Here is a 24,665-nt window from a genome sequence, read left to right as displayed (position 1 = left end):
GGATTTTATCTAAAAAGTACTTATATTTTTGTTATTTGTGCGATATTTCCGCCATTGTCTTAGCGCAACCAAAAAGAGTAGCAGATTTGGAAGAATAATACCAACCTCGCTTGGAAGCGTTTTATGGTTTGAGAGCTCAACAAGTGCAAAAAGAAACGCCCACACCATAAGCGAAGCTAAAATTGCACCAAAACTAAAGAGAGAGACATTCAAAAATCTTGCACTCACAGGAACAAAAAAGAAGATTATTACAATCAAGCTCGGCACAAAAAATGGATAGACAAATATCTTATAAAGAGCGCTTTTAAGTGCACTTGTATTTATATTTTGTGCCTTTAAAAGCACGTAAGCATCAATGGCATCGACTATAGAGAAGTTGACCTTTCCCTCATAGACCTGATCTAGCATTTTTGGACGAAACCCTTGAAGTATCTCCAGATTTTTCTGTTGTGTTACTTTTATGCCCAATGACTCAAAATCAGCATGGTCTGGTTTGGTGATGATGTCAGCTTCATTGATAAGCCATGCGTCATTTCTATAAGCCGCCTTTGAGGCGACCAACACCTCTTTGAGCGAGTTGTCAACAAAACTAAAAACACGTATATTTTGGGCACTCTCTTGCAGGGGAAGGAGTTTTGAAAAATAGACAAACTTCTCTTTGTAAGAAAAAAAAAGGTCTCGTGTCGGGCTGAGATATTGGGCATTTTTACGAATATTTTTTGCAAACTCATCTGCACGTGCAAAGTTGGATATGGAGTGCAGAGAGATAAAAAGAAGTATCACCAAAGTAGAGACAACGACAAATGGTTTTAAGATATCGATTCTTGAGTAGCCCAAAGAGTAAAAGGAGACAAGTGCATTGGAGCGAATCAAAAATAATTTTGTTGCAATCATAGCAAAAACAAGAGAGAGTGGCAGAAGCATATCAATAGCGTAAAAAGTTTTGTAAACAAGATAGATAAGCAGTAAGTTTGCGGAGATATCAAGCTTTTCAGAGCTTCCCATATAGTCAAATCCGACCATAAAGAGGATAAGCGCCAATAAAATAACAATAAAATATCTTGTATAGTGAAAAGAGATATATTTAAAAGCCAGCATCATACCAATCCAGATAAAAAGTAAGCCGCTATTGTAGCTTAATGTTTTTAGAGGTGTCCTTAATCGTATATTTTGAACTTACATCTTCAAGACTCTTTGTAAGCAGCTCGATAACCGCTTCTGAAGCAGTAGCAATCCACTCTTTGAGATATCCTTGCTCCTCTTTGGAGAAGTCGCTTAAAACATAAGAAGCAACTTCTCCCTTATGCTCAGGTTTGCCAATGCCCATACGCACACGGACATACTCTTTAGAGATATGCTCATCGGCAGATTTAAGCCCATTATGTCCGCCATGACCGCCTCCTTTTTTAAAACGAAGCGTACCAAAAGGCAAATCTAAATCATCATGTATAACAACGACCTCATCGATTTTATAAAATTTCTTCACAGCTGCGATAGAGATGCCAGAGAGATTCATAAAAGTAAGCGGTTTTAATAAAAAATGATTTGAAAATTTGAAAAGTTCGCCTTGGAAAGATGAGGAGGAGAGTTTTTGAGCATTTTGTCTTTTGACAAGCTCATCAATTACCATAAAACCTATGTTATGGCGGGTATGTTCATAGTTCGGGCCAGGATTTCCCAGTCCGACTATTAACATGATTACTTAGCTTTGATAACACTTAAAACTGATACACGATCAGCATCTGTAAATGTTACGTTTGGAATTCTATCTAAGTCACGCACCATTTTAGCGTCACCTACGTCCATCTTAGCAACATCAACGATAACGCTGTTTGGAACGTTCTCAATAGCTGCTTTTACTCTTAGACGTGGTTTAGAAATATGCACAAGACCTTTGTTTTTAAGACCGATTGCATCACCTACTGTTTGTACTGGAAGATGATAGTGTGTTACAACACCTGTTTGTGCAACCATCAAGTCCACGTGAAGTAGTTTACCTGTCACAGGATGCGCTTCATACGCTTGAACAACAACTTGCATCTCTTTTCCAGCAATTTTTACTGGGAATGCTAAGTTCTCTTTATTGCGAACAGTACGGACATATTCATTATCTTTGAATGCAGCATGAATATTTTCAAGCCCTTTTCCGTAAATATTTGCAATTAGATAACCATCACGGCGAAGCGCTTTCGTGCTTTTTTTGCCAATACTCTCTCTAACAATTCCTTCTAACATATGTAAATCCTTCATAAAAAATGTTTGGAATTATACCCTCTGAAGCTTAAATAAGGTTACTTCAAATCAAAAACATCTTCCTCGACAAATCCATTTTTATCTGTTTTGTCTGCTGTTTCTGCTTTTTTTGCAGCATCAGCAGCTTTACCACTGTTGAAACCATTTATTTTGAGCTCTAAGTCTGAAGCGCTTGTTGCATACTCTTTTGCCCTCTCCCTTGTAATAACCCCAGTGTTATAGATATCAAAGATGTGCTGATCAAAGCTTTGTGATTTGTAGTGGTCGCGCCCTTTTTCTATCGCTTCACGAATCTCAATATCGCGATTTTCTAAAATTAACTTTTCAATCATAGGCGTTTTCACAAGAATCTCCATCGCCGCAACACGCTTATTTTCGATGGTAGGGATAAGGCGCTGTGAAATAATGCCCTTAAGTACGCCTGCAAGTGAGAGACGAATACGATTTTGTTCCTCATACGGGAACATCGCTATAATACGGTTAATGGTCTCTTTTGCATCAATTGTGTGGAGTGTTGAGAATACAAGGTGCCCTGTGTCTGCGGCATGAAGTGCCAACTCTATGGTCTCCCTATCCCTCATCTCACCGACAAGAATGATGTCTGGATCTTCACGTAAAGCAGCTCTTAGCGCTCTATCAAAAGAGAGGGTATCTTGCCCCAGTGAACGCTGGTTGATAATGCAACCTCTATCTTTATGAACGAACTCAATAGGGTCTTCAATCGTTATAATATGCTTTTTATCCACTAAGTTAATCTCATGCACCATCGCGGCAAGTGTTGTTGATTTACCACTTCCTGTTGTTCCGGTGACAAGTACAAGACCACGAGACTCTCTTGTAAACATTCGTACTGCTTCAGGATATTTCATCTCATCGATAGTTGGGATTTTCATAGGGATTACACGAAAGACAAAAGAGGGACCATCGGTTTGAAAAAAGATATTGACACGAAAACGGTTGCGCTCATCAAACTGATACACAAAGTCTATCTCTTTGTTCTCAACAAATTCAGCGTATCTGCCTCGCAGCATCTCTTTTGCCAAAGTCATAGCATCATCATAGGACAATATGCTTCCAGAGAAGGGAACTATTGTTCCGTTTATTCTAGCGCGTATCACCCCATTTGATTTGACGTGCAAGTCACTACCGCCATTTTCGATGAGCTTTTTAAGATACTCTCTTACCTTTTTTATCTGCTCAAATGTTAACTGATTTATATCTACTTCATTTCTATTTTCACTCATAATGACTCCAATATATCTTTAAATGCATCTTTAAAAGATTGTAATCCCTCTGCTATCTGTTTTGCTAAAACAGCATCAAAATCGACACCTAAACTCCTGATTTTTTCAAAGTGTTCTTCTATGATTTTTGGCTCAATCGGCAACGCTTTTACTCGAAGCCCATCTGTATGAAACGCCTTTATAGTCTCAATTGGAGCCGTGTTGACACTATTATACGCTAAAAGTTTCTCTATATAGTAGTGTGCAGGAAGTGAATCATCCTTGACACCCGTACTTGCAAAAAGAACTCTGCATCCATTAACATCCAACTTTTCAACTTCTGCATAGATGGCTGCACTGTTGTAGATACCGCTTAAACCTGTTGCTACACCGTTTTTTGCAAGGAGTGCATCGAGCGCTCTATCGATACGGCTTACAAAAACGCTGATAACCGTGTCAACCTTAGAGCCATGCTCTTGCATCCCTTCTTTAAACGCTTTTGCACAAGCGAGAGCTTGTTCTTTTTGAAAAATAAGCGTTGCATTCACAGGAATGCCGCTACCTACAAGCGTACGCATAGCAACATATCCTGCATGGGTAGCGGGAATTTTTATCATCACATTTTTGCGACCTATTTGAGCGAAAAGCCTTTTGCCCTCTTCTATGGTTGCCTCTGCATCATCACAAAGATAAGGATCTACTTCGATACTCACATACCCATCATCACCTGCTTCATAAAGCGGTGCTAAGATATCTGCGGCTTTTTGAATATCATAAATAGCAACCGCTTCATACTTCTCCTTAGGAGCCAAAGCACTTAAAGTAGCTAGCTGCTCCTTATAAGCACTTGAACTTAGTATCGCATTTTTAAAAATTGCCGGATTAGAGGTCGCTCCATTGACAATCCCCTGTGCAATCAACTCTCTAAACTCTTTATCCAGATACTCTCTCTCTATAAAATCAGCCCACAAAGAGAACTTTAAATCTTCTATATACACGCAAAACCCCTTTTCTTCTTGGATAAATTATATCTTATTTCGACTTTTTTAGCCCATATGCATTGGTATTTTTATAGTAAATGTTGTCTCATTGGAAGTAGTTTGCACCTCTATGGTACCGCCGAACTGTTTTTCTATAATCATTTTACTCATGTAAAGCCCAAGCCCCGTACCATTTTTGCCCTTAGTGCTAAAATAGGGTTCAAAGAGACGAGGAAGATGCTCTTTTACGATTCCTCCAGCATTGTCTGCTATGGAGACTACTATATATTCTCCTTCCACCACGGTATCAATAGCAATAAAAGGGTTTGGAGATTTTACTTCATTGTGTGCATCAATCGCATTATTTAAAATATTGAGAATCACCTGAACAAACTCGTTGACATAAGTCCTTAAAACCAAATCAGCATGTTTACTAACGCTTATTTTTATACCTCTGTCTTGCACTCTTGTTATCGCAAAGTTGAGCGCTCTTTGAAGCAATTCATGAAGTTCAATACTCACGACTTCTTTATTTGGGCGGAAGTAAGTTTGAAAATCATCCACGGTTTCGGAGAGATAGATGATAGTGTTACTAATATTGCTCAGCGCTTCATCTACATCCTTACATCGTCGTTCATTATTGAGCATATGCTTAAGCTGCAAATTGGCGATTTGTAGTGTTATGGTCGAGAGTGGCTGCCTCCACTGATGCGCTATCATGCTTATCATCTCCCCCATTACCGCCTGTTTGGACTGCACCTCAAGGATTTGGTCTTTTCTCCTAAGCTCCTCTAGTTTTTGCTCTACTACCACCTCAAGCGACTCATTGAGCTTGATGAGTTCCATGGTTTTATCTTTGACCTGTTTTTCAAGTTCAGAGTTAAAATTTTTCAGCATCTCTTGTTGTTGCAAGATCGTCGTTTTTGCCTCGTCAATCTTTTTCTTGTAAAAGTAGATAATAATGCTCACGATAACCAGAACAAAGGAGATATAAAATATCTGATACAAAGAGTATTTAACATCTATAAAACTCTGCAACGGTGCAATCAAGAGCATTACAAGAATAAAAAGAAGCCAGTAGATGGAATGGATGGTCTTTTGAAAATAGAGTAAAATAATCGGATACGTAAATATCCAAAGATGTTTTAAATCATAAGGATGGCTAAGATAAATAAGGAAAAGAAATAAAAAAGTATATTGCAGCGTCATGCCCATAGCAAAAAATTCGAAAAAATTGCGATATTTGCGAAGAGCAAAAAACATTACAAAGTTTATACAAAGCAGAGTGATTTCCAGAGGAATAAAATCATGCAAATCCCGTATATAGTTGCCAATAATCCCAAAAACAAGCCCTGCCGTTGAGAGTAAAATACCGATATTTACCATCTGGTATCTATTTTTTAGCTCATGCTCTGATGCATCAAATGCCCAGCCGCTTGTAAAAAAATCTTTTATTTTTAGTAGCATATAGCTCCCCTTTTTATGGCAGATAAACTTTATCTAAAAGTTCATTATACTCACTTTGCGCATCACTATCCAAAGTTATGCCGCCGCCGCTTTTATAGAGATAGCCATCTTTTACTTTCTGCACAAACCGTATCATAACCGCACTATCAAGTGTTTTGCCGTCATACACGCCAAACACACCGCTAAAAAACCCTCTCTCATACCCCTCAACCGCATCGATAATCTCCAAAGTACTCCTCTTTGGCGCACCGCTGATACTTCCTGCTGGCAAAAGCAAACGCAAAATATCGCCGATTCTCTCATGCCAGCCATCCCCGACATCTCCGCTTATGTGAGAGCTTACATGCAAAAGTTTTTTCGCCCCCGCTTCTATCTCATGAACATATCTAAACTTCTCGACTCTCACCTCTTTTGCCACGATGGAGAGGTCGTTTCTTAAGAGGTCAACAACCATAACATGTTCTGCCATCTCTTTTTGGTTGGCTAAGATGCTCTCTTTGGCATTTGGCAGTGATGCGTCAATCGTCCCTTTCATGGGAAAAGTGGAGATTTTAGAACCCTCTATCTGGATAAATTTTTCAGGAGAGAAACAGACGAACTCATCTTTATATCTGAGCTTATAGTGGGCATTGGCACACCCAAATATCTCTTTGAGAGAGAGCGGAGTTTTTATAAATGAGGGTTGCGTTAGATTTAAAAGGTATGTTTCGCCTGCTTTTATCTTCTCAATGACAAAATCAAACTTTTTTTTATAGTCTCTAAAGTCTGCACGCTTTTTCTCCAAAAAATCCGCATGCTCTTTTACTTCATAATTTTCATCTATGCAAAATTCGATATCGTTTGCCTCTAACTCACACAAAGCAGAAGCTATGATATTTTGAGCCTTAAAATCGACTATAAACAAAAAAGGCTCTCTTTTTGCACCAAGAGAGTTTAAATCATCAAATGTCATTAATGAGTTTTTTAAGCACAGCCATTCTAATCGCCACACCGTTTGAGACCTGCTCTAAAACCTTGCATCTTTTATCTGCCAAAAGCGCATCGCAAATATCTATATTTCTATGAACAGGTCCAGGGTGAAGCAGGATAATATCTCTTTCTCCCACAACTTCTGAGGTTATGCAAAAATCACTCGCATAATCTTTAAGCGATGCGTAAGTTTGTGAAGAGTGTCTCTCTGTTTGAGTTCTAAGGCTCATGATGGCATCCACTTCATCAATAATCTCATTTATATAGTGCGTCGTTCTTAGGTTAGTTTTTGGCAAAAACTGCGGCGGTGCGACCAAAACCACCTCCATGCCAAAGCGTGTAAGCAGTTCGATATTTGAGTTTGCAACCCTTGAGTTTTTTATATCTCCGACTATCGCTATCTTTTTTCCTTTAACATCTCCGAAATGTTTTTTAAGAGTAAAAAGGTCTAAAAGTGCCTGTGTCGGGTGCGCATGTGCGCCGTCCCCCGCATTTATGATGGAAGCTTTAGTGTGGTTTGAGAGGATTTTTGGCACACCTGAGTTTTGATGTCGCACGATGATGGCATGAGGACCCATAGCATCAAGGTTCATAGCCGTATCGACAAGCGTCTCTCCCTTTTTTGTAGAGCTGTTTGCCACATCAAGATGAACTATCTCCGCCCCAAGCCTCTTAGCCGCTATCTCAAAAGAGCTTCTCGTTCTTGTCGAGTTTTCAAAAAAGAGCGTAATTATGATTTTATCCCTTAAAATCCTATCAAATCTGCCATCACTAAAAAGCTTTGCATCCCCTAAAATCGACTCTATCTCTTCGGTCGTAAAATCATCTGTACGAATTAAATGTCTCATAATGCTCTTTTTTTAAATATTTTATAAATTATACAAGACATCACATATTTTTTCAATATCACGCTCCACTTCAAGCACCTCAAAACCCGTTTGCATAAAGTAAGGCTTAGAGAGAGTAGCAAAACTACCGCTATCCTCCTTGCAGTTAAACGCAACAGTGTGTGCTATCTTCCTGTCTTCAAGAGCCTTTTTACTAAGCAGTGTATCATTAATGCAACCAAGAGAGCAGTGCGTAACCAAAAGTGCAACCGCATCAAACTTTTGTATCAAATCTATCATCATAGTGTCTGCATCGATAGGCACATAAAGCCCACCTGCCCCCTCAATGATGATGATATCGCAAAAAGCCTCAAGCTCCTCTATCTTCTTTTGGACAATTTTTCTATCAAAAGGAGTATTACTAGATGCCACAAACGGAGCCGCCGCCATCTCGTACATTATAGGGACTATATCCTCAACCTCCAAGTGCCACAGCTTTGGATTGAGCTCTTTTATAGTCCCTAAAAGCTCCTCCCCATCCTCCGCATACCCATCCAAAACCCCAGTTTCAATAGGCTTTATAACCCCAATACTCAACCCACGAGCGGCAAACTCCCTCAATAATAGCTTTGTTACATAGGTCTTACCGATATTTGTATTTGTAGCAGTCACAAAAATTCGTTTTGTCATAATTATCTCTATTTCGTTATAATTTTTTTCAATAAGAGATAAATATTATAGGAAATTTATGGCAACGAATACAGAATTAGAGGCTATCTGCGAGATATCGCTGAAATCCCCAAAAAAATACAAAGTGCTTCTTTTAAATGACGACTATACCTCTATGGAATTTGTTATTGATGTGTTAGTGCGCATCTTTCACAAAAATTTTGAAGAAGCGGAGGCAATTATGCTTCAAGTACACGAGAGCGGCAAAGGAGTGTGTGGCATCTACACACACGAAATTGCTGAAACCAAAGTAGCACAAGTCCACCAAAGAGCAAGAGATAACGGCTTCCCGCTAAGAGCACAAATGGAGGAGGAGTGATGATTAGCTATGCACTTAATGAAGTTTTTCAAAAATCCATCCTCTACGCAAAAGAGCTCCGACATGAGTACATAACCATCGAGCATGTTTTTTATCAGATTCTGAGCTCCACAGAGGGGGCAAAAATCATCTCTTCATGTGGCGGCGATATTACAAAAATGAAAGAATTTGTCAAAAGCCATATATATGCAAATTCTGCTCTTTTGCCACAAGATGTCCATGAAGAGCCTTTTGAGAGCGTAGCACTCTCAAGAATGATTGATAGAATGATAAAACACACCCAAGTCTCTGGACAACCAAGCGCCGACATCGGGGATTTGCTTGTAGCCATGTATGATGAAGTCAACTCTTTTGCCTCCATGCTTTTAAACGAGTATCATATCTCAAAGCTTGATATTTTAGAGACTATCTCCCATCAAGAAGCAAACCCGTCAACGCAAGAAAGAGAGTCTTATCTGCAAAAATATGCTATCAATCTTCTTCAAAAAGCAAAAGAGGGAAAAATTGACCCTGTCATCGGACGTGGAAATGAGATAGAGCGCGTAACACAAATTTTATGCCGCAGAAAGAAAAACAATCCTATCTTAGTGGGAGAAGCAGGGGTTGGAAAGACCGCAATTGCAGAAGGATTGGCGCTTAATATCGTTGCAGGGAAAATCCCTCCTATTCTTCAAAAAAGTGAGCTTTTTGCTCTGGATTTAGGTGCGATGCTTGCGGGAACCAAATATAGAGGAGATTTTGAAAAGCGGCTAAAAGGCGTTATGGATGAGCTCAAATCGATGCCTCACGCCATATTTTTCATAGATGAGATTCATACTCTTATCGGTGCGGGTTCTACAAGCGGAAGCATGGACGCGGCAAATCAGCTCAAACCAGCACTTGCTTCGGGTGAACTCAAATGCATGGGAGCCACAACCTTTGCAGAGTATAGAAACAGTTTTGAAAAAGACAAAGCACTCAGCAGAAGATTTTCAAAAGTAGATATCAATGAGCCCTCCCCCCAGACAACATACAAGATTCTCAAAGGACTCAAGGGTAAATACGAGGAGCACCACGGAGTAAGTTTTAGCGACAAAGCGCTCAAAAGTGCCATTGAACTCTCTAATAGATACATCACTGACAAATTTTTACCAGACAAAGCTATCGATCTTCTTGATGAGACCGCTGCCTCTTTTCATCTCAAAACCAAGAGAAAAAGAGTAGTTGGAGCGCACGACATCGAAGAGACCATCGCAAAAATAGTAGGCATTACAACTCCGAGTGCAGCAAAAAATGAAACTGATTTGCTCTTTACCCTCCAAGAGAAGTTAGAAAAAAAAGTTATTGGGCAGGAGGGTGCAGTTGCAGAGGTTGTCAAAGCGATTAAAATCTCCAAAGCAGGTCTCACACCTCCAAATAAGCCTATCGCCTCATTTTTATTTATGGGACCAACTGGTGTTGGAAAAACAGAACTTGCGTCTTCGCTTAGCCAAATTTTAGGTATCCATTTTGAGCGATTTGATATGAGTGAATATATGGAAAAACACACCCTTAGCCGCTTAGTTGGCGCACCTCCAGGGTATGTGGGGTATGAGCAGGGCGGTTTGCTCACAGAAGCGATAAAAAAACACCCTTACACTGTTTTACTACTAGACGAGATAGAAAAGGCACACCCTGATTTGGTAAATATTTTACTTCAGATTATGGACAATGCAACTCTTACAGACAACAACGGCTACAAAGCAAATTTTCAAAATGTAATCCTTATCATGACATCCAACATTGGCGCAAATGCGAGAAGTGTCATGGGATTTAACAAAGACAGTTCACTCTCTAAAAATGAGGAGTTAAAACTCTTTTTTACACCTGAGTTTAGAAACAGACTCAGTGCCATTGTAGCGTTCAATCAACTCGATTTTGATGTTATCAAAGGCATAGTTAACAAATTTATCCAAGAACTCAACAGCGACCTTAAGAAGAAAAAAATCACGCTTACCCTCTCCAAAGAAGCCTTGGAGTTTATCGCAAAAAGTGCCTACTCCATTGAGATGGGAGCAAGACCTATCAAGAGGTATATTGAGGATAACATCAGCACCAAACTTAGCGATGAGATACTTTTTGGAAAACTAAAAAACGGCGGCAGCGTGGAGGTCTCCTACAAAAAAGAGCTTCTTTTAAACTGCAAAGAGTTAGTTTGAATATACCTAAACTGAGCAAATACAGCCTTACATTTCCCCATCCAAACGATGCCAACGAAGATGGCATCGTTGCATGGGGAGGAGATTTAACTCCATCAAGAGTTCTTCGCGCCTATCAAAATGGCATTTTTCCATGGTATTCAAAAGGAGACCCCATTATCTGGTGGTCAACAAATCCAAGGCTTATAATGGAACTAGATGATTTCAAACTCAGTCGCTCTCTTAAAAAAAATATAAAAAAATTCTCTTACAAGTTCGATACAAACTTTAGAGATGTCATCAAACAATGCAGTAGCGTCAAAAGAGAAAATCAAAACGGAACATGGATACAAGACGAAGTCATAGAAGCCTATTGTGAACTTTATGATATGGGAATCGCACATAGCGTAGAGACCTATTTGGATGACAAACTTGTTGGCGGACTTTACGGAGTAGTTGTCGGTGGAGTATTTTGCGGAGAATCCATGTTCGCACACGTAAACGATGCCTCAAAATCTGCTTACGCCATACTTGTTAAACATCTCAAATACTGGGGATATGATTTTATAGATTGCCAAGTACCAACAGAGCATCTCAAAAGCTTAGGAGCAAAAGAGGTAAGCAGGGACTATTTTTTAAGTAGATTACATAAAACAAATATGTTACGCTTAGAACATATATGGGAAATAAAAAAATTTGATTGATTTATAAATAGATTAAATGATTGTATTTGTAAGAAGTAAGAGTAAAAATGATCAACTAGGCAGCGACCTACGTTCCCAACCCTGTAAGGATCAGTATTATCAGCGATGAGAGGCTTAGCTTCTGGGTTCGGAATGGAGCCAGGCGTTTCCCTCTCTCTATAGCCACCTAGACAATCACATTTAAATACACTTTATTGTGTGTGTACTTAAAGATGATTGTTCTTAAGTTAGAGAAGATTTCCATTGTTAAAGTCAACATCAATTACTAAATAACTATTACTACAAGATACCTATACACTAAGTAAGGTAGTGAACGAATTTGTTCTATTAAAAGAACTGTAAAAAAAGACGAACGTACTATTAGTACTGGTCAGCTAAACAGATTACTCTGCGTACACATCCAGCCTATCAAGCTTGTAGTCTTCAAGCGTACTTCAGGGAGAGTTCATCTTGGAGTTGGCTTCCCGCTTAGATGCTTTCAGCGGTTATCTCATCCATGCGTAGCTACCCAGCGATGCTCTTGGCAGAACAACTGGTGCACCAGTGGCATGTCCAACCCGGTCCTCTCGTACTAGGGTCAGCTCTCCTCAACTCTCCTACGCCCACGGAAGATAGGGACCGAACTGTCTCACGACGTTCTGAACCCAGCTCGCGTACCGCTTTAAATGGCGAACAGCCATACCCTTGGGACCTGCTCCAGCCCCAGGATGCGATGAGCCGACATCGAGGTGCCAAACCTCCCCGTCGATGTGAGCTCTTGGGGGAGATCAGCCTGTTATCCCCGGCGTACCTTTTATCCTTTGAGCGATGGCCCTTCCACACAGAACCACCGGATCACTATGACCGTCTTTCGACTCTGTTTGAGTTGTATCTCTTACAGTCAGGCTCGTTTATGCCATTATACTCTACGATGGATTTCCAACCCATCTGAACGAACCTTTGTAAGCCTCCGTTACTTTTTAGGAGGCGACCGCCCCAGTCAAACTACCCACCAGACATTGTCCTCCAAGTGGTTCACACTTGCGAGTTAGCTATCAGAATATTCAAGGGTGGTATCTCAAGGATGCCTCATCTACAACTGGCGTCATAGAATCAATGGCTCCCACCTATCCTGCACATGAATATCCCAATAGCAATGTCAAGCTATAGTAAAGGTGCACGGGGTCTTTCCGTCTTTCCGCGGGTAGGAGGAATTTTCACCTCCACTACAATTTCACTGGATCCCTGGTTGAGACAGCTCCCATCTCGTTACGCCATTCATGCAGGTCGGTATTTAACCGACAAGGAATTTCGCTACCTTAGGACCGTTATAGTTACGGCCGCCGTTTACTTGTGCTTCATTTCAAACCTTCGCAGAGCTAAGTAATCCATTTAACATTCAAGCACCGGGCAGGCGTCACACCCTATACATCCTCTTACGAGTTAGCAGAGTGCTGTGTTTTTGGTAAACAGTCGGGAGGGACACTTTGCTGCGACCCGTCAATGCTTTATGGAGCAAGTCCACTCACAAATAGGGCACACCTTATACCGAAGATACGGTGCTAGTTTGCAGAGTTCCTTAACCAGGGTTCATCCACGCGCCTTAGAATACTCATCTCACCCACCTGTGTCGGTTTACGGTACGGGCGACCGTTGTTCTCGTTTAGAGGCTTTTCTCGGCACGACAGTATCATTGATTCAAAGCGCTCTCCGAAGAGATTGCTCTGCCTGTAAGATCTCGGTCTAATGTTAAGCGGATTTGCCTGCTTAACAACCTACGTCCTTCGACCCACTATTCCATCAGTGAGCTCAATTAACTCTATGCGTCCCCCCATCACTCAAGCGAACAACAGTCGGTATTGGAATATTAACCAATTTGCCATCGTCTACCCCTCTCGGACTCGACTTAGGTCCCGACTAACCCTACGATGACGAGCATCGCGTAGGAAACCTTGGGTTTACGGCGAAGGGAATTCTCATCCCTTTTATCGCTACTCATGCCTGCATGCTCACTTCCAGCCGCTCCACCACTCCTTGCCGGTATGGCTTCTACGCTGACTGGAACGCTCTCCTACCACTCACATAAATGTGAATCTAGAGCTTCGGTGCTTGTCTTAGCCCCGTTATATTTTCGGCGCAGAATCGCTAGACCAGTGAGCTGTTACGCTTTCTTTAAAAGATGGCTGCTTCTAAGCCAACCTCCTGGTTGTCACAGCAACTCCACATCCTTTTCCACTTAGACAAGACTTTGGGACCTTAGCTGCTAGTCTGGGTTGTTCCCCTTTTGACGATTGATTTTATCACCCACCGCCTGACTCCCGAGGTTACACATGAAGTATTCGGAGTTTGATAGGGTTTGGTACCGCGGTAAGCAGCCCTAGCCCTGTCAGTGCTCTACCCCTTCATGCTACTGCTCGAGGCTATACCTAAATATATTTCGGAGAGAACCAGCTATCACTGAGTTTGATTGGCCTTTCACCCCTATCCACAAGTCATCCCAAGACTTTTCAACGTCAGCGGGTTCGGTCCTCCACTGGCTCTTACACCAGCTTCAACCTGCTCATGGATAGATCACTCAGTTTCGGGTCTGCAGCATCTGACTATGTCGCCCTATTAAGACTCGCTTTCGCTACGGCTTCTCGTTCGATTAACCTTGCCAGACACCACAACTCGCAGGCTCATTATGCAAAAGGCAGTCCGTCACACTTATAAATAATAGTGCTCCGAATGATTGTAAGCCATAGGTTTCAGGTTCTATTTCACTCTGCTCACCGCAGTTCTTTTCACCTTTCCCTCACGGTACTTGTTCGCTATCGGTCTAGTAGTAGTATTTAGGGTTGGAGGGTGGTCCCCCCATATTCAGTCAAGATAACACGTGTCCCGACCTACTCTTTCCTTAGTCTAGTACTCTATAAATGTTTTCGCTTACGGGAATATCACCCTCTGTGTTCACTCTTTCCAAAGTGTTCGGCTAACAAATATAGTATCACTAAGTGCCCTAATCCCATTTCGCTCGCCGCTACTTTGGGAATCTCGTTTGATTTCTTTTCCTTTGGGTACTGAGATGTTTCACTTCCCCAAGTTCGCTCTCCCGTAGGAGTAGTATGATTCTCACCATACTGGGTTGCCCCATTCAGAAATCCCCGGATCAAAGCTTCTTGGCAGCTCCCCGAGGCTTATCGCAGCCTAGTACGTCTTTCATCGCCTCTACTAGCCAAGGCATCCACCTATGGCCCTTAATATCTTTTTTATTTGGTTTGCACGGCGAGAGGAAGTAATTCCTCTCTCCTACGCTAGACGCTGTGTCACTAAAGTACACCAAAGCTTTCGGCTTTGGCATAAAAAGTAACTTAGCATCTAACTATACAAACTATTCTAATTTGCGTTCACTACCTTACTTAATGTAGGGCAGTATTTGTAAATAATTGTAGTTATTTAGTTGATATATTTATAATTTGATTCTAGCAAGTATATAAGATTTCTCTTTTTAACCTCTAGTTATCTCTTTATAACTATATGTTGACTTTAACAATGATAATTGAATGAACATTTTGGTATAAAACCAAATATAAATCTTTTTTTAAAGACTTATATTTAGTTTTTAAGCTTGGTTTTTTGTGCTAGTCGTGCTTAAAAAAGAAGCGAAGCATACTGTAGTATGTGAGTTTCTTTTTTAAGTGCGAATAGTGCAAAAAATGGTGGGTTTGAATGGACTCGAACCATCGACCTCACCCTTATCAGGGGTGTGCTCTAACCACCTGAGCTACAAACCCATTTTTTTATAACCCAGATCACTGAGTACTAAGCAAGTAAAAGACTAAAATAGCTATTTTTCTCTTGTACGACTCGGCATTTAGTGCCTCGCGTGTACTGGCTTTTAAGCCTTGTGAGATTTTCTTTGTATGTCAATTCAAACGAATGATTGACTTTACTCTAGAAAGGAGGTGATCCAACCGCAGGTTCTCCTACGGTTACCTTGTTACGACTTCACCCCAGTCGCTAATTCCACCGTAAGTGGTAGCCCCCCGAAGGTTAGCTTCCCAATTTCGGGTGAAATCAACTCCCATGGTGTGACGGGCGGTGAGTACAAGACCCGGGAACGTATTCACCGTAGCAATGCTGATCTACGATTACTAGTGATTCCAGCTTCATGTTCTCGAGTTGCAGAGAACAATCCGAACTGAGAGACGCTTTAAGTGATTGGCTCCACCTCGCGGTATTGCAACACTCTGTACGCCCCATTGTAGCACGTGTGTAGCCCTAGCCATAAGGGCCATGATGACTTGACGTCGTCCTCACCTTCCTCCTCCTTGCGAAGGCAGTCTCCCTAGAGTGCCCAGCCGAACTGCTGGCAACTAAGGACGAGGGTTGCGCTCGTTGCGGGACTTAACCCAACATCTCACGACACGAGCTGACGACAGCCGTGCAGCACCTGTTTTCAAGCTCCCCGAAGGGCACTACCGTATCTCTACAGTATTCTATCAATGTCAAGGCTAGGTAAGGTTTTTCGCGTATCTTCGAATTAAACCACATGCTCCACCACTTGTGCGGGTCCCCGTCTATTCCTTTGAGTTTTAATCTTGCGACCGTACTCCCCAGGCGGAACACTTAATCTGTTAAGTGCATCACCGCAATGACAAGCATCGCGACGACTAGTGTTCATCGTTTAGGGCGTGGACTACCAGGGTATCTAATCCTGTTTGCTCCCCACGCTTTCACGCCTTAGCGTCAGTAATGTTCCAGGAGATCGCCTTCGCTTTAGGTATTCCTAGTGATATCTACGGATTTTACCCCTACACCACTAATTCCATCTCCCCCTCCCATACTCTAGTCTAGCAGTTTCAAATGCAGTTCAATGGTTGAGCCATTGGATTTCACATCTGACTTGCTAAACAGCCTACGCGTCCTTTACGCCCAGTGATTCCGAGTAACGCTTGCACCCTCCGTATTACCGCGGCTGCTGGCACGGAGTTAGCCGGTGCTTATTCATATGCTACCGTCATTTTCTTGACATATAAAAGGAGTTTACACACCGAAATGCGTCATCCTCCACGCGGCGTTGCTGCATCAGGGTTCCCCCCATTGTGCAATATTCCTCACTGCTGCCTCCCGTAGGAGTCTGGTCCGTGTCTCAGTACCAGTGTGGCGGATCATCCTCTCAGAACCGCTACCCGTCATTGCCTTGGTGAGCCATTACCTCACCAACTAGCTGATAGGATATAGTCTGATCCCAAAGCGAAAAGACATTTCCCTTCATACCTTATGATATGAAGGTGTATCTAGTATTAATCACCGTTTCCAGTGGCTATCCCAGTCTTTGGGGTACATTAACTATAGTTTACTCACCCGTGCGCCACTCGTCAGCAAAATAGCAAGCTATTTCCTGTTACCGTTCGACTTGCATGTGTTAAGCACGCCGCCAGCGTTCACTCTGAGCCAGGATCAAACTCTCCATAATTGAGGTTAGTTTAATCTTTGCCCAAGAATTAAAATTCATTGGCTTTGTTTGCTCTCTATACTGTTACATATAGAAAGACTTGTAAAGTATCTATTGCTATAGATACCCAGTTGGGTATAAATAGAATAGACGGTTATTGTTATTTAGTTTTTATAAGTAAACTTATTTGACTAAGATAACTATTTCTAGTTATTAAAGTCTATCTACTTGCTTAGTTTTCAATGATCTCAAACTACCTGAAACTTCGTTACAAAGCCTCTTAAAACCTAAACTTTAGGTCTTTGTGTTTGTGGATGGGAATTATAGGGAAATGAGACTTAGGTGGGGCTTAAATATTTGGGGATTTCAAAAAGAAATTCAATTTATGGAGACAATCCTCAATTATTGCCCTGCAAGCATTTTTCAATAATCTCAAATGGAACAATTTGAAAAGTAATGAATCGTTAACGCATAAAATTTTATCAACTAGACAAAGAGAAGATTTTGTACTTATATGGATTAGCTTTAAAAAAAGTGGTTGTTTTAAAAGGAAGAGATAAGAGGGAGACTTAGAAGATTATTTTCTTCTAAGTTCTTTAATACGAGCTGCTTTACCAGCAAGATCACGTAGATAGAATAGTTTTGCGCGACGTACACGACCACGACGAACTACTGTGATTTCATTAATAGAGTCACTGTACATTGGGAAGATTCTCTCAATACCAATGCTATTAGCACCTATTTTGCGAACTGTAATAGTTTGAGCAGTGCCTTGACCTCTTTTTGCTATACAAATACCCTCGTAATTTTGTACACGGGTTTTGTCACCTTCTTTAATTGTTACTGCTAAACGAACAGTATCACCAGCACGAAAGTCAGGAATAGTTTTTCCAGCAGTCTGTGCTTTTTCAAAGTTTTCTATGTACTTATTTCTCATAAGATTTCCTTGTTCTATGCTTTAAAAGCTGCTCAGGTCTGAAGAATTTAGTCTTGCATTCAGATAGAGCTAATTTTAGTGAGCGAATTTTACTATGATTTCCCTTTAAGTATTCTGATGGAACACAAATGTTTTCATAATTTTCCGGTTTCGAGAAAGCTGGTGCTTCTAAAAGGTTCGTCTCAAAGCTCTCAACACTCAGGGAGTCACTATTTCCTAAAACACCTTCTACGTTTCTTGCAATTGCGTCACAAAGAACCAAAGAGGCAAGCTCTCCTCCTGTTAAAATATAGTCTCCGATACTAAAAACTTCATCGGCATACATTTCAACAACTCTCTCATCAATACCCTCATATCTTCCACTCACAAAAGCTATATGGGATTTTTTCGCCAATCTTTTGGCATCATTTTGTCTAAATGGCTTTGCAACCGGAGTTAAAAAAACTATATGAACATTCGCATCTGTATTTTTTAATTTACGCAGTGATTCAAATAACGATTGTGGGTTCATAACCATCCCAGCACCGCCACCAACGGCGGTATCATCCACTTTGTTGTGTTTTGAACTGCTAAAATCTCTGGGATTTAAATACTCTATATGGAGTATCTCTTTTTGGATTGCTCTTTTTAAAATAGAGTCTTTAAAATATCCCTCAACTATATTTTGAAACAGCGTCACAAATGTAAATTTCATTAGGAAGCTTCTAAAATATCCATACCACCGCTAACGGTTATGATTTTTGCTTGAATGTCGGTAATTAGTGTAAAAGGCTTGTTGAAAGGCAGAAGAAAACTTTTTGCAAAACCTTTGTTTACCAACTCTTCATCAGTTACAACACAAAGATAATTTGTGATTCCGATTCTATCAACTTCATCAACAATACCTAAAACTTTGCCCTCTTCAACTACCTTGCACCCCTCAATATCAAACCAAAAATATTCGCCATCTTTTAAATGGCACTCTGCTCTTGTTCTTTCAATAGTTGTGTAAAGGTGTTTGTTTGTAAGTTTTTTAGCATCTTCAGGTGAAGCGTAACCTACAAATCTGACAATGCCTCTCTCATGGTTGATATCGCCGATAGTCAGACTCTGATTTTCATTGAGAAAAAAAGATGCGCCTTTTTTAAATTGTTCGGGAAAATCACTGTTAATGTGGAGCTTCGTATCGCCCTTTAAACCGACAGTCTTTCCGATTGTGGCGATATGAAGTAGTTTATTTTGTTGCTTCGACATTTATGCGGTAACTCATGCCGTCTTTTGCTTTACAGCCAGAAATGACGGTTTTAATCGCACCAATCATCTTGCCCTCTTTACCAATCAATTTTCCGATATCGGCTTGATTGGCATAGAGCAAAATTTCAGTCGTTTCATCGCCCTCTTTTACCTCAACTCTTACATCATCAGGGTAGGATGCTATAAGTCTTGCAAATTGTGCGACAAAATCAGCTATCATATTAACGACCTGTTATCTTTTTAACGCGATCACTCATTTTAGCTCCAACGCTTAACCAGTAATCTAATCTTTCGCTATCAACAACCATTGTCTTCTCTGCTACCATTGGATTATAATGTCCAATTAACTCAATCCAACCACCATCTCTTCTTTTGCGTGAATCTGTTACCGCGATACGGTAAAAAGGTTGTTTTTTTCTTCCCATTCTAGTGAGGCGAATTACTGTTGCCATGTTTTTGTCCTTCTCTGCACAAGTCATATTTCAACTTGCTGTATATGTTAAATTTTGCATTTTGAATGCAAATCTATAAACTTCTAAAAATTCATAGATTTACGCTCAAGGCAACAGAAGCGCTATCTTTTGAGCGCCCCTGCTCCACCCATTTGTCCCATCATCGACTGAAGCTCTTTCATGCCGCTTTTTCCAGAAAACCTCTTCGCCATTTTACCGGCATTTTTGAACTGCTTAATCATACGGTTAATCTCAACCTGAGTAAGTCCGCACCCTTTTGCAATTCTTAACTTGCGAGAGTTGTTGAGTAAATCAGGGTTCTCTCTCTCTTTCATCGTCATAGAAGAGACCATCGCTTTGATGTTTTTTAGCTCGCTTGAGTTTTCAAGGTCAAAGTCTTTGAGTGCTTTGGACATATTACCCATACCCGGAATCATACCAAGAAGGGATTTCATGCTTCCCATCTTCTTCATGCTCTCCATCTGCTCTAAGAAGTCATTGAAGTTAAACTCACCTTTTTTGATTTTTGAGGTAAGCTTTTTAGCCTGTTTTTCATCAATCGCAGAAGCTGTTTTTTCTGCAAGTCCCTCAATGTCTCCAAAGCCCATAAGACGGTTGACAACGCGATCTGGAAGGAAAACTTCCAAATCCTCCATCTTTTCACCGCTACCAATAAAGCGTAATGGAACTTGTACTTGTGATGAGAGACCTAGCGCAACACCGCCTTTGGAATCACCGTCGTATTTGCTTAAAATAACGCCGTCAATTCCGATTTTCTCTTTAAAAGTAGTTGCTGTCTTAATCGCATCTTGTCCTGTCAAAGAGTCCGCGACATAAAAGATTTCGCTTGGATTTGCCGCTTTTTTGACTGCTTCAAGCTCATCCATAAGTGCGTTATCTATCGCCAAACGTCCTGCAGTGTCGATAAGGACTACATCATAAATGCCGTTATGCGCTTTTTGAAGTGCGGCTTTTACAACCTCTACAGGATTTTTACTGCTCTCATCCTCATAAAGTTCAACTCCAACTTGAGCAGTAATTTGACGAAGCTGCTCTACTGCTGCCAAACGCTGAAGGTCTGCTGCTACAACCATGACCTTTTTTTGTCTGTTTTTTAGGTAGTTTGCCAACTTACCGGTTGTCGTTGTTTTTCCAGAACCCTGAAGTCCTGTCATAAGGATAACGGTCGGAGGTTTTGAAGAAAAAACAAAGCCTCTGCTTCCGCCTATCTCTAAGAGTTCGTGTAATGCATCTCTTAGAGCAGCCAGGAATTGGTCTTTCCCGATGCCATTTTTTCTCGTCTCTATCTGAACTTTTGCTATCAAGTCTCTTACGACTTTATGGTTCACATCCGCTTTTAAAAGAGATTTTTTTAGCTCGTCAAGGGCTTTTGTCAGAGCCTTGTCATCATCATGAAAACGAATCTTTTTAATAGCATTGGTAAACGAATCTGTTAATATATCAAACATGAGCCCTCCTCTTTTAAATTATCTATTGGATGTAAAAAGTTGTGAATTTTAGCTGAAAGTTACTTTAAGTTTGCTTTAAATTTTGCAATATTTCGTCAAAAACTTATGGAGCTGATTTGCAAACTGGTGTGCATTTTTTTGGTCAAACGGTTTTGGACCTCTTGTCATCTCTCCGCTCTCTCTTATCTTTTCCATTAGATTTCTCATAGCCAGATACTGCTTAATGTTATCAGTGCTATAAAGCTCGCCCCTGTGATCAATCGCATGTGCATTTTTGCTAATCACTCTATCTGCGAGTGGTATATCTGCTGTTATGACCAAATCACCCTCTTTTACTAGCGCAACAATACGGTTGTCTGCCTCGTCTGCACCCTGTTCTACCACGATATAAGAGATAAGTTTAGATTTGCCGATAGTTATATGCTTGTTTGAAATAACGAATGTTTCTATATGCAATCTCTCGATTTGGCGAAATAGAATCGGCTTGAGCAGATTTGGAAAAGCATCTCCATCAACAAACATACGCATTATTTTAAAAGAGAGAGTTTTTGGATTTTTGAGAGCTGCTTTATCTGGTACTCTCGTTTTGAAGCACTGCTCTTATCGTGGCAAGACTCAGAGTAGATGAGTTCTACTGGTCTTCTTACGCGTGTGTATTTTGCCCCTTTGGAAGAGTTGTTGTGTTCGCCAACTCTTCTGGATAAATCTGTTGTGATTCCAGTATAGAGTGTGTCATCACTGCATTTTAGCATGTAGATGTGCCACATAGCTTTTTACTACTCAAAATGGATAAAAGTTTTTGGTTCAGGTGCTACAAACTCCATATCAAAAAGTCTGACTTTATATGCGTGAAGCATGACACGTTTTGCTCGTCTGCCGCCGTACTGTTCATCACCTACAATCGGGTGTTCTATATATCTTAGATGCGTTCTTATCTGGTGTGTTCTTCCATGATGGATGATACACTTTACTTTCGTCTTGTTTGCGCTCACTAAATCTGGAAAAACCTCTGTTCTTGCTGGTTTTCCTTTTGAAGATACATTTGAAGATGCGCGGTTGTTTTTCTTTGTAGTGAGTATCGGTCTGTCAATATCGACTGGCTCACTTAAAATCCCCTCTATCCATGCGATATACTCTTTGTAAACCCTGTCTCTTTTGAACTCTTGTATCGCTTTTTCTCTAAACTCTTCATTTTTTACAAGCATCAAAACGCCGCTTGTTTCACGGTCAAGTCTGTGCAAAAGTACGGCAGGTTTGAACTGTCTCTCAATCTCATCAGAGTTGACGTGTGCTGGTTTGTCCACAACAATCAAATCATCATTTTCAAAAAGAGGCTTAATCTTTTCTATCTTCTCCACTTTAAAAATTGTCTTTGTGTCGATATCGCCGCGGGCAATCATCACTTTTTTATTTGCAGCATAGACTAACCCACGGTCAATCATTGATTTTGCTTCCGAATTTGAGATTCCCTCTTGTGCTGCTAAAAGTTTATATGCTTTTTCTAGTGCCATAATATTTATTTCCTTAATTTTTTTATAAAAAATGAAGGAAACCCTCCATTTATTTTGAACAATGTCGGAAGTAATTCCGACATTTACGCTAGCCGCTTTGGCACTAAAGCTAACCCCTAAAGGGGTAGATTTGGATTTTTTATTCTCTCTATCACAGGTTCTAGGTTGATTTTTTCTTCGACCATGCTTGGCGGCAGCTCTTTACATTTCATCAACGCTTTATGAATCTCTGATGGTTCAACGTACTGGACATGATGCACATAACGAAAAAGCTCTTTTTGATGAAAAAAGTGCTTTCCCGTAATGATTTTACACCCAAAATGGGCTGGTTCAAGCGGGTTGTGTCCGCCTACATCTTCTCTAAAAGCACCGCCCAAAATCGCTATGTCGCTGATGGCATAGATGTTGTTTAGCTCTCCCATGACATCGACCAAAATCATATCCGTATTAAACTCTTTATCTTGAGAAAAGCGACTTAGTGATAAAGAGTTTGTCTGGGCATACTTTTTCATAAGCTCATATACGGCTTCAAACCGCTCTGGATGTCTTGGGACAACCGCTAACTTTGCGTCGCTCTGCTTTTTATACTCTACGAATGATTTTAAAACGCTCTCTTCTTCGCCCTCATGCGTAGAGCCTGCGACGATAAGCTCTTCATGAGGTTTTTGGTACTCTTTTGTTTTGGAAATCTTGCCTGCAAGCTTTATATTTCCGATTACCTCTATATTTTTAGCTCCGAGTGCCAAAAAACGGTTCTTATCTGCTTCGCTTTGTGCATACACTATCTCAACATTGGAGAGGATTTTTTGATAAAACCATGCAAACTGAAGATACTTTTTTACACTTCTCTCAGAGATGCGAGCGTTTAAAAGTATAACTCTTGCCCCTTTTGCTTTTGCAACCAAAAACAACATATACCAAAACTCCGCCTCTAAAACAACCAAAACATCATGCTCTTTAGCCCAAAACGGCAAAAACATCTCATAAGGCAGATATCTGACTTCAGCACTGTACTTTTTCGCTTCTGTTTGTCCCGTATGCGTTATGGTCGTTATTTTTATCTCTTTGTCTTTTAAGAGTTCCGAAATCGGCTTTAAGGCTCTTGCTTCTCCCAAAGAGCAGACATGAAACCAAATACCGCCATCACTTTTAAATCTTGGATTGTTGAAGAAAAAAAAACGAGAGGGAATGGACTCTTTGTATTTTTGCTTAAACGAGAGAAAAACCAAAAGCGGCAAAGCTACAAGATAGAGCAGTGCGCTTAAGATAAAATAGAGAAGAGTAAATGGCTTCAAGCCTATTCTTTGTCAGTTTCCACATAGAGAATACGCCCGCAGTGAGGACAAGTCGTAATCTCTTCAGCTTTGATAACGTCTGCGTAAATCTTATCGCTGATAAGCATATGGCAACCCATACAAGCTTGGTCTTCAACAGGTACTACCGTTGAATTTTTAGCCCATCTGCGAATCTTTTGATAAAACGCCAATCCTTTTTGGTTCATTTCAGAGATAAGTTTCTCTTTTTTTTGAAAAACATCTTGGCGTGACTGGTTAATCACTTCAAGTTTCTCATCTACTTCAGCTTTGATGGATGCCAAGTTTGCATCAAGTTCTTCAAGTACTTTTTTTGCTGCTTGAACTTGAGCAGTTTTCAACTCAACAATTCTCTCAAGTCTCTCAATCTCTTCATTTGCAAAAGTAACCTGCTCTTTTGCAATTTCTTCTTCAAGCTGAAGCGATTTCATCTCACGTTCAGTTTTGACATCACCGCTCTTTTTTGAGTTATCTACAAGTTTTTGAGAGAGTTCTGCAAGATGAATTTCATTTTTTTTCTTTTTAATCTCTTCATCTCTGATTTCGTTTGTTAAGTTTTCAATATCTGAGTCGATACTCTTTTTCTTTGCCAATGCCGCTTCAAGTTTGTAGTTGGCTTCCTCAATCTGTGGCTCAAAAGCATCGATAGCTTTATCTATACGGGATAGGTCAATTAGCTGTTTTAGATGTAAGTTCATTAATCTCCT

At 40.5% G+C, this 24,665-nt stretch carries 23 protein-coding genes, 1 tRNA gene and 3 rRNA genes; 3 read left to right on the top strand and 24 right to left on the bottom strand.

The window, feature by feature from the left end:
* Nucleotides 1-9: 9 nt before the first annotated feature.
* From AC6H4V_RS02405 to bioD, 9 genes are read right to left on the bottom strand one after another with little or no spacing between them, the layout of a single operon-like run.
* Entirely contained in the window at nucleotides 10-1,101 is a 1,092-nt protein-coding gene (locus AC6H4V_RS02405) for an LptF/LptG family permease (RefSeq protein WP_497607324.1), read from the bottom strand.
* Between the two features lie 25 nt (nucleotides 1,102-1,126).
* Nucleotides 1,127-1,699, bottom strand: coding sequence for an aminoacyl-tRNA hydrolase (gene pth / locus AC6H4V_RS02400; protein ID WP_428730650.1), 573 nt, complete (start codon nucleotides 1,697-1,699; stop codon nucleotides 1,127-1,129).
* Complete coding sequence (locus tag AC6H4V_RS02395; protein WP_428730646.1) at nucleotides 1,699-2,235, bottom strand: 50S ribosomal protein L25/general stress protein Ctc; 537 nt, start codon at nucleotides 2,233-2,235, stop codon at nucleotides 1,699-1,701. The genes pth and AC6H4V_RS02395 overlap by 1 nt, the downstream gene beginning before the upstream one ends.
* Before the next feature lie 56 nt (nucleotides 2,236-2,291).
* Nucleotides 2,292-3,497 (bottom strand): type IV pilus twitching motility protein PilT, encoded by a 1,206-nt coding sequence (locus AC6H4V_RS02390; protein ID WP_497607323.1) that lies wholly within the window; start codon nucleotides 3,495-3,497, stop codon nucleotides 2,292-2,294.
* On the bottom strand, nucleotides 3,494-4,474 hold the full coding sequence (locus AC6H4V_RS02385; protein WP_497607322.1) for a transaldolase: 981 nt from the start codon (nucleotides 4,472-4,474) through the stop codon (nucleotides 3,494-3,496). Before AC6H4V_RS02385 ends, AC6H4V_RS02390 begins: the two co-directional genes overlap by 4 nt.
* 48 nt (nucleotides 4,475-4,522) lie before the next feature.
* On the bottom strand, nucleotides 4,523-5,923 hold the full coding sequence (locus tag AC6H4V_RS02380; RefSeq protein WP_497607321.1) for a sensor histidine kinase: 1,401 nt from the start codon (nucleotides 5,921-5,923) through the stop codon (nucleotides 4,523-4,525).
* 13 nt (nucleotides 5,924-5,936) lie between these two features.
* On the bottom strand, nucleotides 5,937-6,875 hold the full coding sequence (locus AC6H4V_RS02375; RefSeq protein WP_497607320.1) for an aminodeoxychorismate synthase component I: 939 nt from the start codon (nucleotides 6,873-6,875) through the stop codon (nucleotides 5,937-5,939).
* The gene (locus AC6H4V_RS02370; protein WP_497607319.1) at nucleotides 6,865-7,740 is read right to left on the bottom strand and encodes an aspartate carbamoyltransferase catalytic subunit; all 876 of its coding nucleotides are present in this window, start codon (nucleotides 7,738-7,740) and stop codon (nucleotides 6,865-6,867) included. The genes AC6H4V_RS02375 and AC6H4V_RS02370 overlap by 11 nt, the downstream gene beginning before the upstream one ends.
* Nucleotides 7,741-7,761: 21 nt before the next feature.
* Entirely contained in the window at nucleotides 7,762-8,409 is a 648-nt protein-coding gene (gene bioD, locus AC6H4V_RS02365; RefSeq protein WP_497607318.1) for a dethiobiotin synthase, read from the bottom strand.
* A 58-nt stretch (nucleotides 8,410-8,467) separates the two neighbouring features.
* On the opposite strand from bioD, the gene clpS reads away from it, so the two are divergent.
* Genes clpS through aat form a run of 3 tightly spaced genes read left to right on the top strand, consistent with a single transcriptional unit; the run spans nucleotide 8,468 to nucleotide 11,627 of the window.
* Complete coding sequence (clpS, locus tag AC6H4V_RS02360) at nucleotides 8,468-8,767, top strand: ATP-dependent Clp protease adapter ClpS (RefSeq protein ID WP_428730639.1); 300 nt, start codon at nucleotides 8,468-8,470, stop codon at nucleotides 8,765-8,767.
* Nucleotides 8,767-10,944 carry an AAA family ATPase gene (locus tag AC6H4V_RS02355; protein WP_497607317.1) on the top strand — a complete coding sequence of 726 codons (2,178 nt, stop codon included), beginning with the start codon at nucleotides 8,767-8,769 and terminating at the stop codon, nucleotides 10,942-10,944. The genes clpS and AC6H4V_RS02355 overlap by 1 nt, the downstream gene beginning before the upstream one ends.
* Nucleotides 10,941-11,627, top strand: coding sequence for a leucyl/phenylalanyl-tRNA--protein transferase (gene aat / locus AC6H4V_RS02350; protein ID WP_497607316.1), 687 nt, complete (start codon nucleotides 10,941-10,943; stop codon nucleotides 11,625-11,627). Before AC6H4V_RS02355 ends, aat begins: the two co-directional genes overlap by 4 nt.
* Nucleotides 11,628-11,681: 54 nt before the next feature.
* Here the strand turns inward: aat and rrf are convergent.
* The 15 genes from rrf to AC6H4V_RS02275 all read right to left on the bottom strand — a co-directional run bounded on the left by rrf (nucleotide 11,682) and on the right by AC6H4V_RS02275 (nucleotide 24,656).
* Nucleotides 11,682-11,797: ribosomal RNA gene (rrf, locus tag AC6H4V_RS02345) — 5S ribosomal RNA — on the bottom strand.
* 169 nt (nucleotides 11,798-11,966) lie between these two features.
* Nucleotides 11,967-14,856: ribosomal RNA gene (locus AC6H4V_RS02340) — 23S ribosomal RNA — on the bottom strand.
* A 446-nt stretch (nucleotides 14,857-15,302) separates the two neighbouring features.
* A tRNA-Ile gene (locus tag AC6H4V_RS02335) sits at nucleotides 15,303-15,379 on the bottom strand.
* A gap of 164 nt (nucleotides 15,380-15,543) precedes the next feature.
* A 16S ribosomal RNA gene (locus AC6H4V_RS02330) occupies nucleotides 15,544-17,064 on the bottom strand.
* The 16S, 23S and 5S rRNA genes sit together here with 1 tRNA gene alongside, the layout of an rRNA operon.
* A gap of 556 nt (nucleotides 17,065-17,620) precedes the next feature.
* On the bottom strand, nucleotides 17,621-17,980 hold the full coding sequence (gene rplS, locus AC6H4V_RS02325; RefSeq protein ID WP_428730554.1) for a 50S ribosomal protein L19: 360 nt from the start codon (nucleotides 17,978-17,980) through the stop codon (nucleotides 17,621-17,623).
* The gene (gene trmD / locus AC6H4V_RS02320; RefSeq protein ID WP_497607315.1) at nucleotides 17,970-18,674 is read right to left on the bottom strand and encodes a tRNA (guanosine(37)-N1)-methyltransferase TrmD; all 705 of its coding nucleotides are present in this window, start codon (nucleotides 18,672-18,674) and stop codon (nucleotides 17,970-17,972) included. Before trmD ends, rplS begins: the two co-directional genes overlap by 11 nt.
* Nucleotides 18,674-19,213 carry a ribosome maturation factor RimM gene (gene rimM, locus AC6H4V_RS02315; RefSeq protein WP_497607314.1) on the bottom strand — a complete coding sequence of 180 codons (540 nt, stop codon included), beginning with the start codon at nucleotides 19,211-19,213 and terminating at the stop codon, nucleotides 18,674-18,676. Before rimM ends, trmD begins: the two co-directional genes overlap by 1 nt.
* The gene (locus AC6H4V_RS02310; RefSeq protein ID WP_299858994.1) at nucleotides 19,194-19,433 is read right to left on the bottom strand and encodes a KH domain-containing protein; all 240 of its coding nucleotides are present in this window, start codon (nucleotides 19,431-19,433) and stop codon (nucleotides 19,194-19,196) included. Before AC6H4V_RS02310 ends, rimM begins: the two co-directional genes overlap by 20 nt.
* Nucleotide 19,434: 1 nt before the next feature.
* Complete coding sequence (rpsP, locus tag AC6H4V_RS02305; RefSeq protein WP_428730557.1) at nucleotides 19,435-19,665, bottom strand: 30S ribosomal protein S16; 231 nt, start codon at nucleotides 19,663-19,665, stop codon at nucleotides 19,435-19,437.
* Nucleotides 19,666-19,787: 122 nt separating this feature from the next.
* A complete protein-coding gene (gene ffh, locus AC6H4V_RS02300) occupies nucleotides 19,788-21,134 on the bottom strand; it encodes a signal recognition particle protein (RefSeq protein ID WP_497607313.1) in 1,347 nt (448 codons plus the stop codon).
* A gap of 75 nt (nucleotides 21,135-21,209) precedes the next feature.
* Nucleotides 21,210-21,662: a YaiI/YqxD family protein gene (locus AC6H4V_RS02295; protein WP_497607312.1), complete on the bottom strand. Its 453-nt coding sequence runs from the start codon at nucleotides 21,660-21,662 to the stop codon at nucleotides 21,210-21,212.
* Nucleotides 21,662-21,901 (bottom strand): GIY-YIG nuclease family protein, encoded by a 240-nt coding sequence (locus tag AC6H4V_RS02290; protein WP_428730560.1) that lies wholly within the window; start codon nucleotides 21,899-21,901, stop codon nucleotides 21,662-21,664. The genes AC6H4V_RS02295 and AC6H4V_RS02290 overlap by 1 nt, the downstream gene beginning before the upstream one ends.
* Before the next feature lie 9 nt (nucleotides 21,902-21,910).
* Nucleotides 21,911-22,645: a pseudouridine synthase family protein gene (locus AC6H4V_RS02285; protein WP_497607311.1), complete on the bottom strand. Its 735-nt coding sequence runs from the start codon at nucleotides 22,643-22,645 to the stop codon at nucleotides 21,911-21,913.
* A gap of 116 nt (nucleotides 22,646-22,761) precedes the next feature.
* Nucleotides 22,762-23,940, bottom strand: a complete 1,179-nt coding sequence (waaA, locus tag AC6H4V_RS02280; RefSeq protein ID WP_497607310.1) for a lipid IV(A) 3-deoxy-D-manno-octulosonic acid transferase — start codon at nucleotides 23,938-23,940, stop codon at nucleotides 22,762-22,764.
* A gap of 2 nt (nucleotides 23,941-23,942) precedes the next feature.
* On the bottom strand, nucleotides 23,943-24,656 hold the full coding sequence (locus AC6H4V_RS02275) for a zinc ribbon domain-containing protein (protein WP_497607309.1): 714 nt from the start codon (nucleotides 24,654-24,656) through the stop codon (nucleotides 23,943-23,945).
* Nucleotides 24,657-24,665: the final 9 nt, after the last annotated feature.

It is taken from the genome of Sulfurimonas lacustris, from assembly GCF_059705355.1.
The sequence above is the reverse complement of the archived record's forward strand: the minus strand, read 5'-3'. Positions and strand labels throughout refer to the sequence as shown.

What these genes read in the sequence shown, in the direction of transcription:
- AC6H4V_RS02405 (WP_497607324.1), bottom strand. Translation starts at nt 1,101, where the DNA reads ATGATGCTGGCTTTTAAATATATCTCTTTTCACTATACAAGATATTTT.
- AC6H4V_RS02395 (WP_428730646.1), bottom strand. Translation starts at nt 2,235, where the DNA reads ATGTTAGAAGGAATTGTTAGAGAGAGTATTGGCAAAAAAAGCACGAAA.
- AC6H4V_RS02390 (WP_497607323.1), bottom strand. Translation starts at nt 3,497, where the DNA reads ATGAGTGAAAATAGAAATGAAGTAGATATAAATCAGTTAACATTTGAG.
- AC6H4V_RS02380 (WP_497607321.1), bottom strand. Translation starts at nt 5,923, where the DNA reads ATGCTACTAAAAATAAAAGATTTTTTTACAAGCGGCTGGGCATTTGAT.
- AC6H4V_RS02375 (WP_497607320.1), bottom strand. Translation starts at nt 6,875, where the DNA reads ATGACATTTGATGATTTAAACTCTCTTGGTGCAAAAAGAGAGCCTTTT.
- AC6H4V_RS02370 (WP_497607319.1), bottom strand. Translation starts at nt 7,740, where the DNA reads ATGAGACATTTAATTCGTACAGATGATTTTACGACCGAAGAGATAGAG.
- bioD (WP_497607318.1), bottom strand. Translation starts at nt 8,409, where the DNA reads ATGACAAAACGAATTTTTGTGACTGCTACAAATACAAATATCGGTAAG.
- clpS (WP_428730639.1), top strand. Translation starts at nt 8,468, where the DNA reads ATGGCAACGAATACAGAATTAGAGGCTATCTGCGAGATATCGCTGAAA.
- AC6H4V_RS02355 (WP_497607317.1), top strand. Translation starts at nt 8,767, where the DNA reads ATGATTAGCTATGCACTTAATGAAGTTTTTCAAAAATCCATCCTCTAC.
- rplS (WP_428730554.1), bottom strand. Translation starts at nt 17,980, where the DNA reads ATGAGAAATAAGTACATAGAAAACTTTGAAAAAGCACAGACTGCTGGA.
- trmD (WP_497607315.1), bottom strand. Translation starts at nt 18,674, where the DNA reads ATGAAATTTACATTTGTGACGCTGTTTCAAAATATAGTTGAGGGATAT.
- rimM (WP_497607314.1), bottom strand. Translation starts at nt 19,213, where the DNA reads ATGTCGAAGCAACAAAATAAACTACTTCATATCGCCACAATCGGAAAG.
- AC6H4V_RS02310 (WP_299858994.1), bottom strand. Translation starts at nt 19,433, where the DNA reads ATGATAGCTGATTTTGTCGCACAATTTGCAAGACTTATAGCATCCTAC.
- rpsP (WP_428730557.1), bottom strand. Translation starts at nt 19,665, where the DNA reads ATGGCAACAGTAATTCGCCTCACTAGAATGGGAAGAAAAAAACAACCT.
- ffh (WP_497607313.1), bottom strand. Translation starts at nt 21,134, where the DNA reads ATGTTTGATATATTAACAGATTCGTTTACCAATGCTATTAAAAAGATT.
- AC6H4V_RS02295 (WP_497607312.1), bottom strand. Translation starts at nt 21,662, where the DNA reads ATGCGTATGTTTGTTGATGGAGATGCTTTTCCAAATCTGCTCAAGCCG.
- AC6H4V_RS02290 (WP_428730560.1), bottom strand. Translation starts at nt 21,901, where the DNA reads ATGTGGCACATCTACATGCTAAAATGCAGTGATGACACACTCTATACT.
- AC6H4V_RS02285 (WP_497607311.1), bottom strand. Translation starts at nt 22,645, where the DNA reads ATGGCACTAGAAAAAGCATATAAACTTTTAGCAGCACAAGAGGGAATC.
- AC6H4V_RS02275 (WP_497607309.1), bottom strand. Translation starts at nt 24,656, where the DNA reads ATGAACTTACATCTAAAACAGCTAATTGACCTATCCCGTATAGATAAA.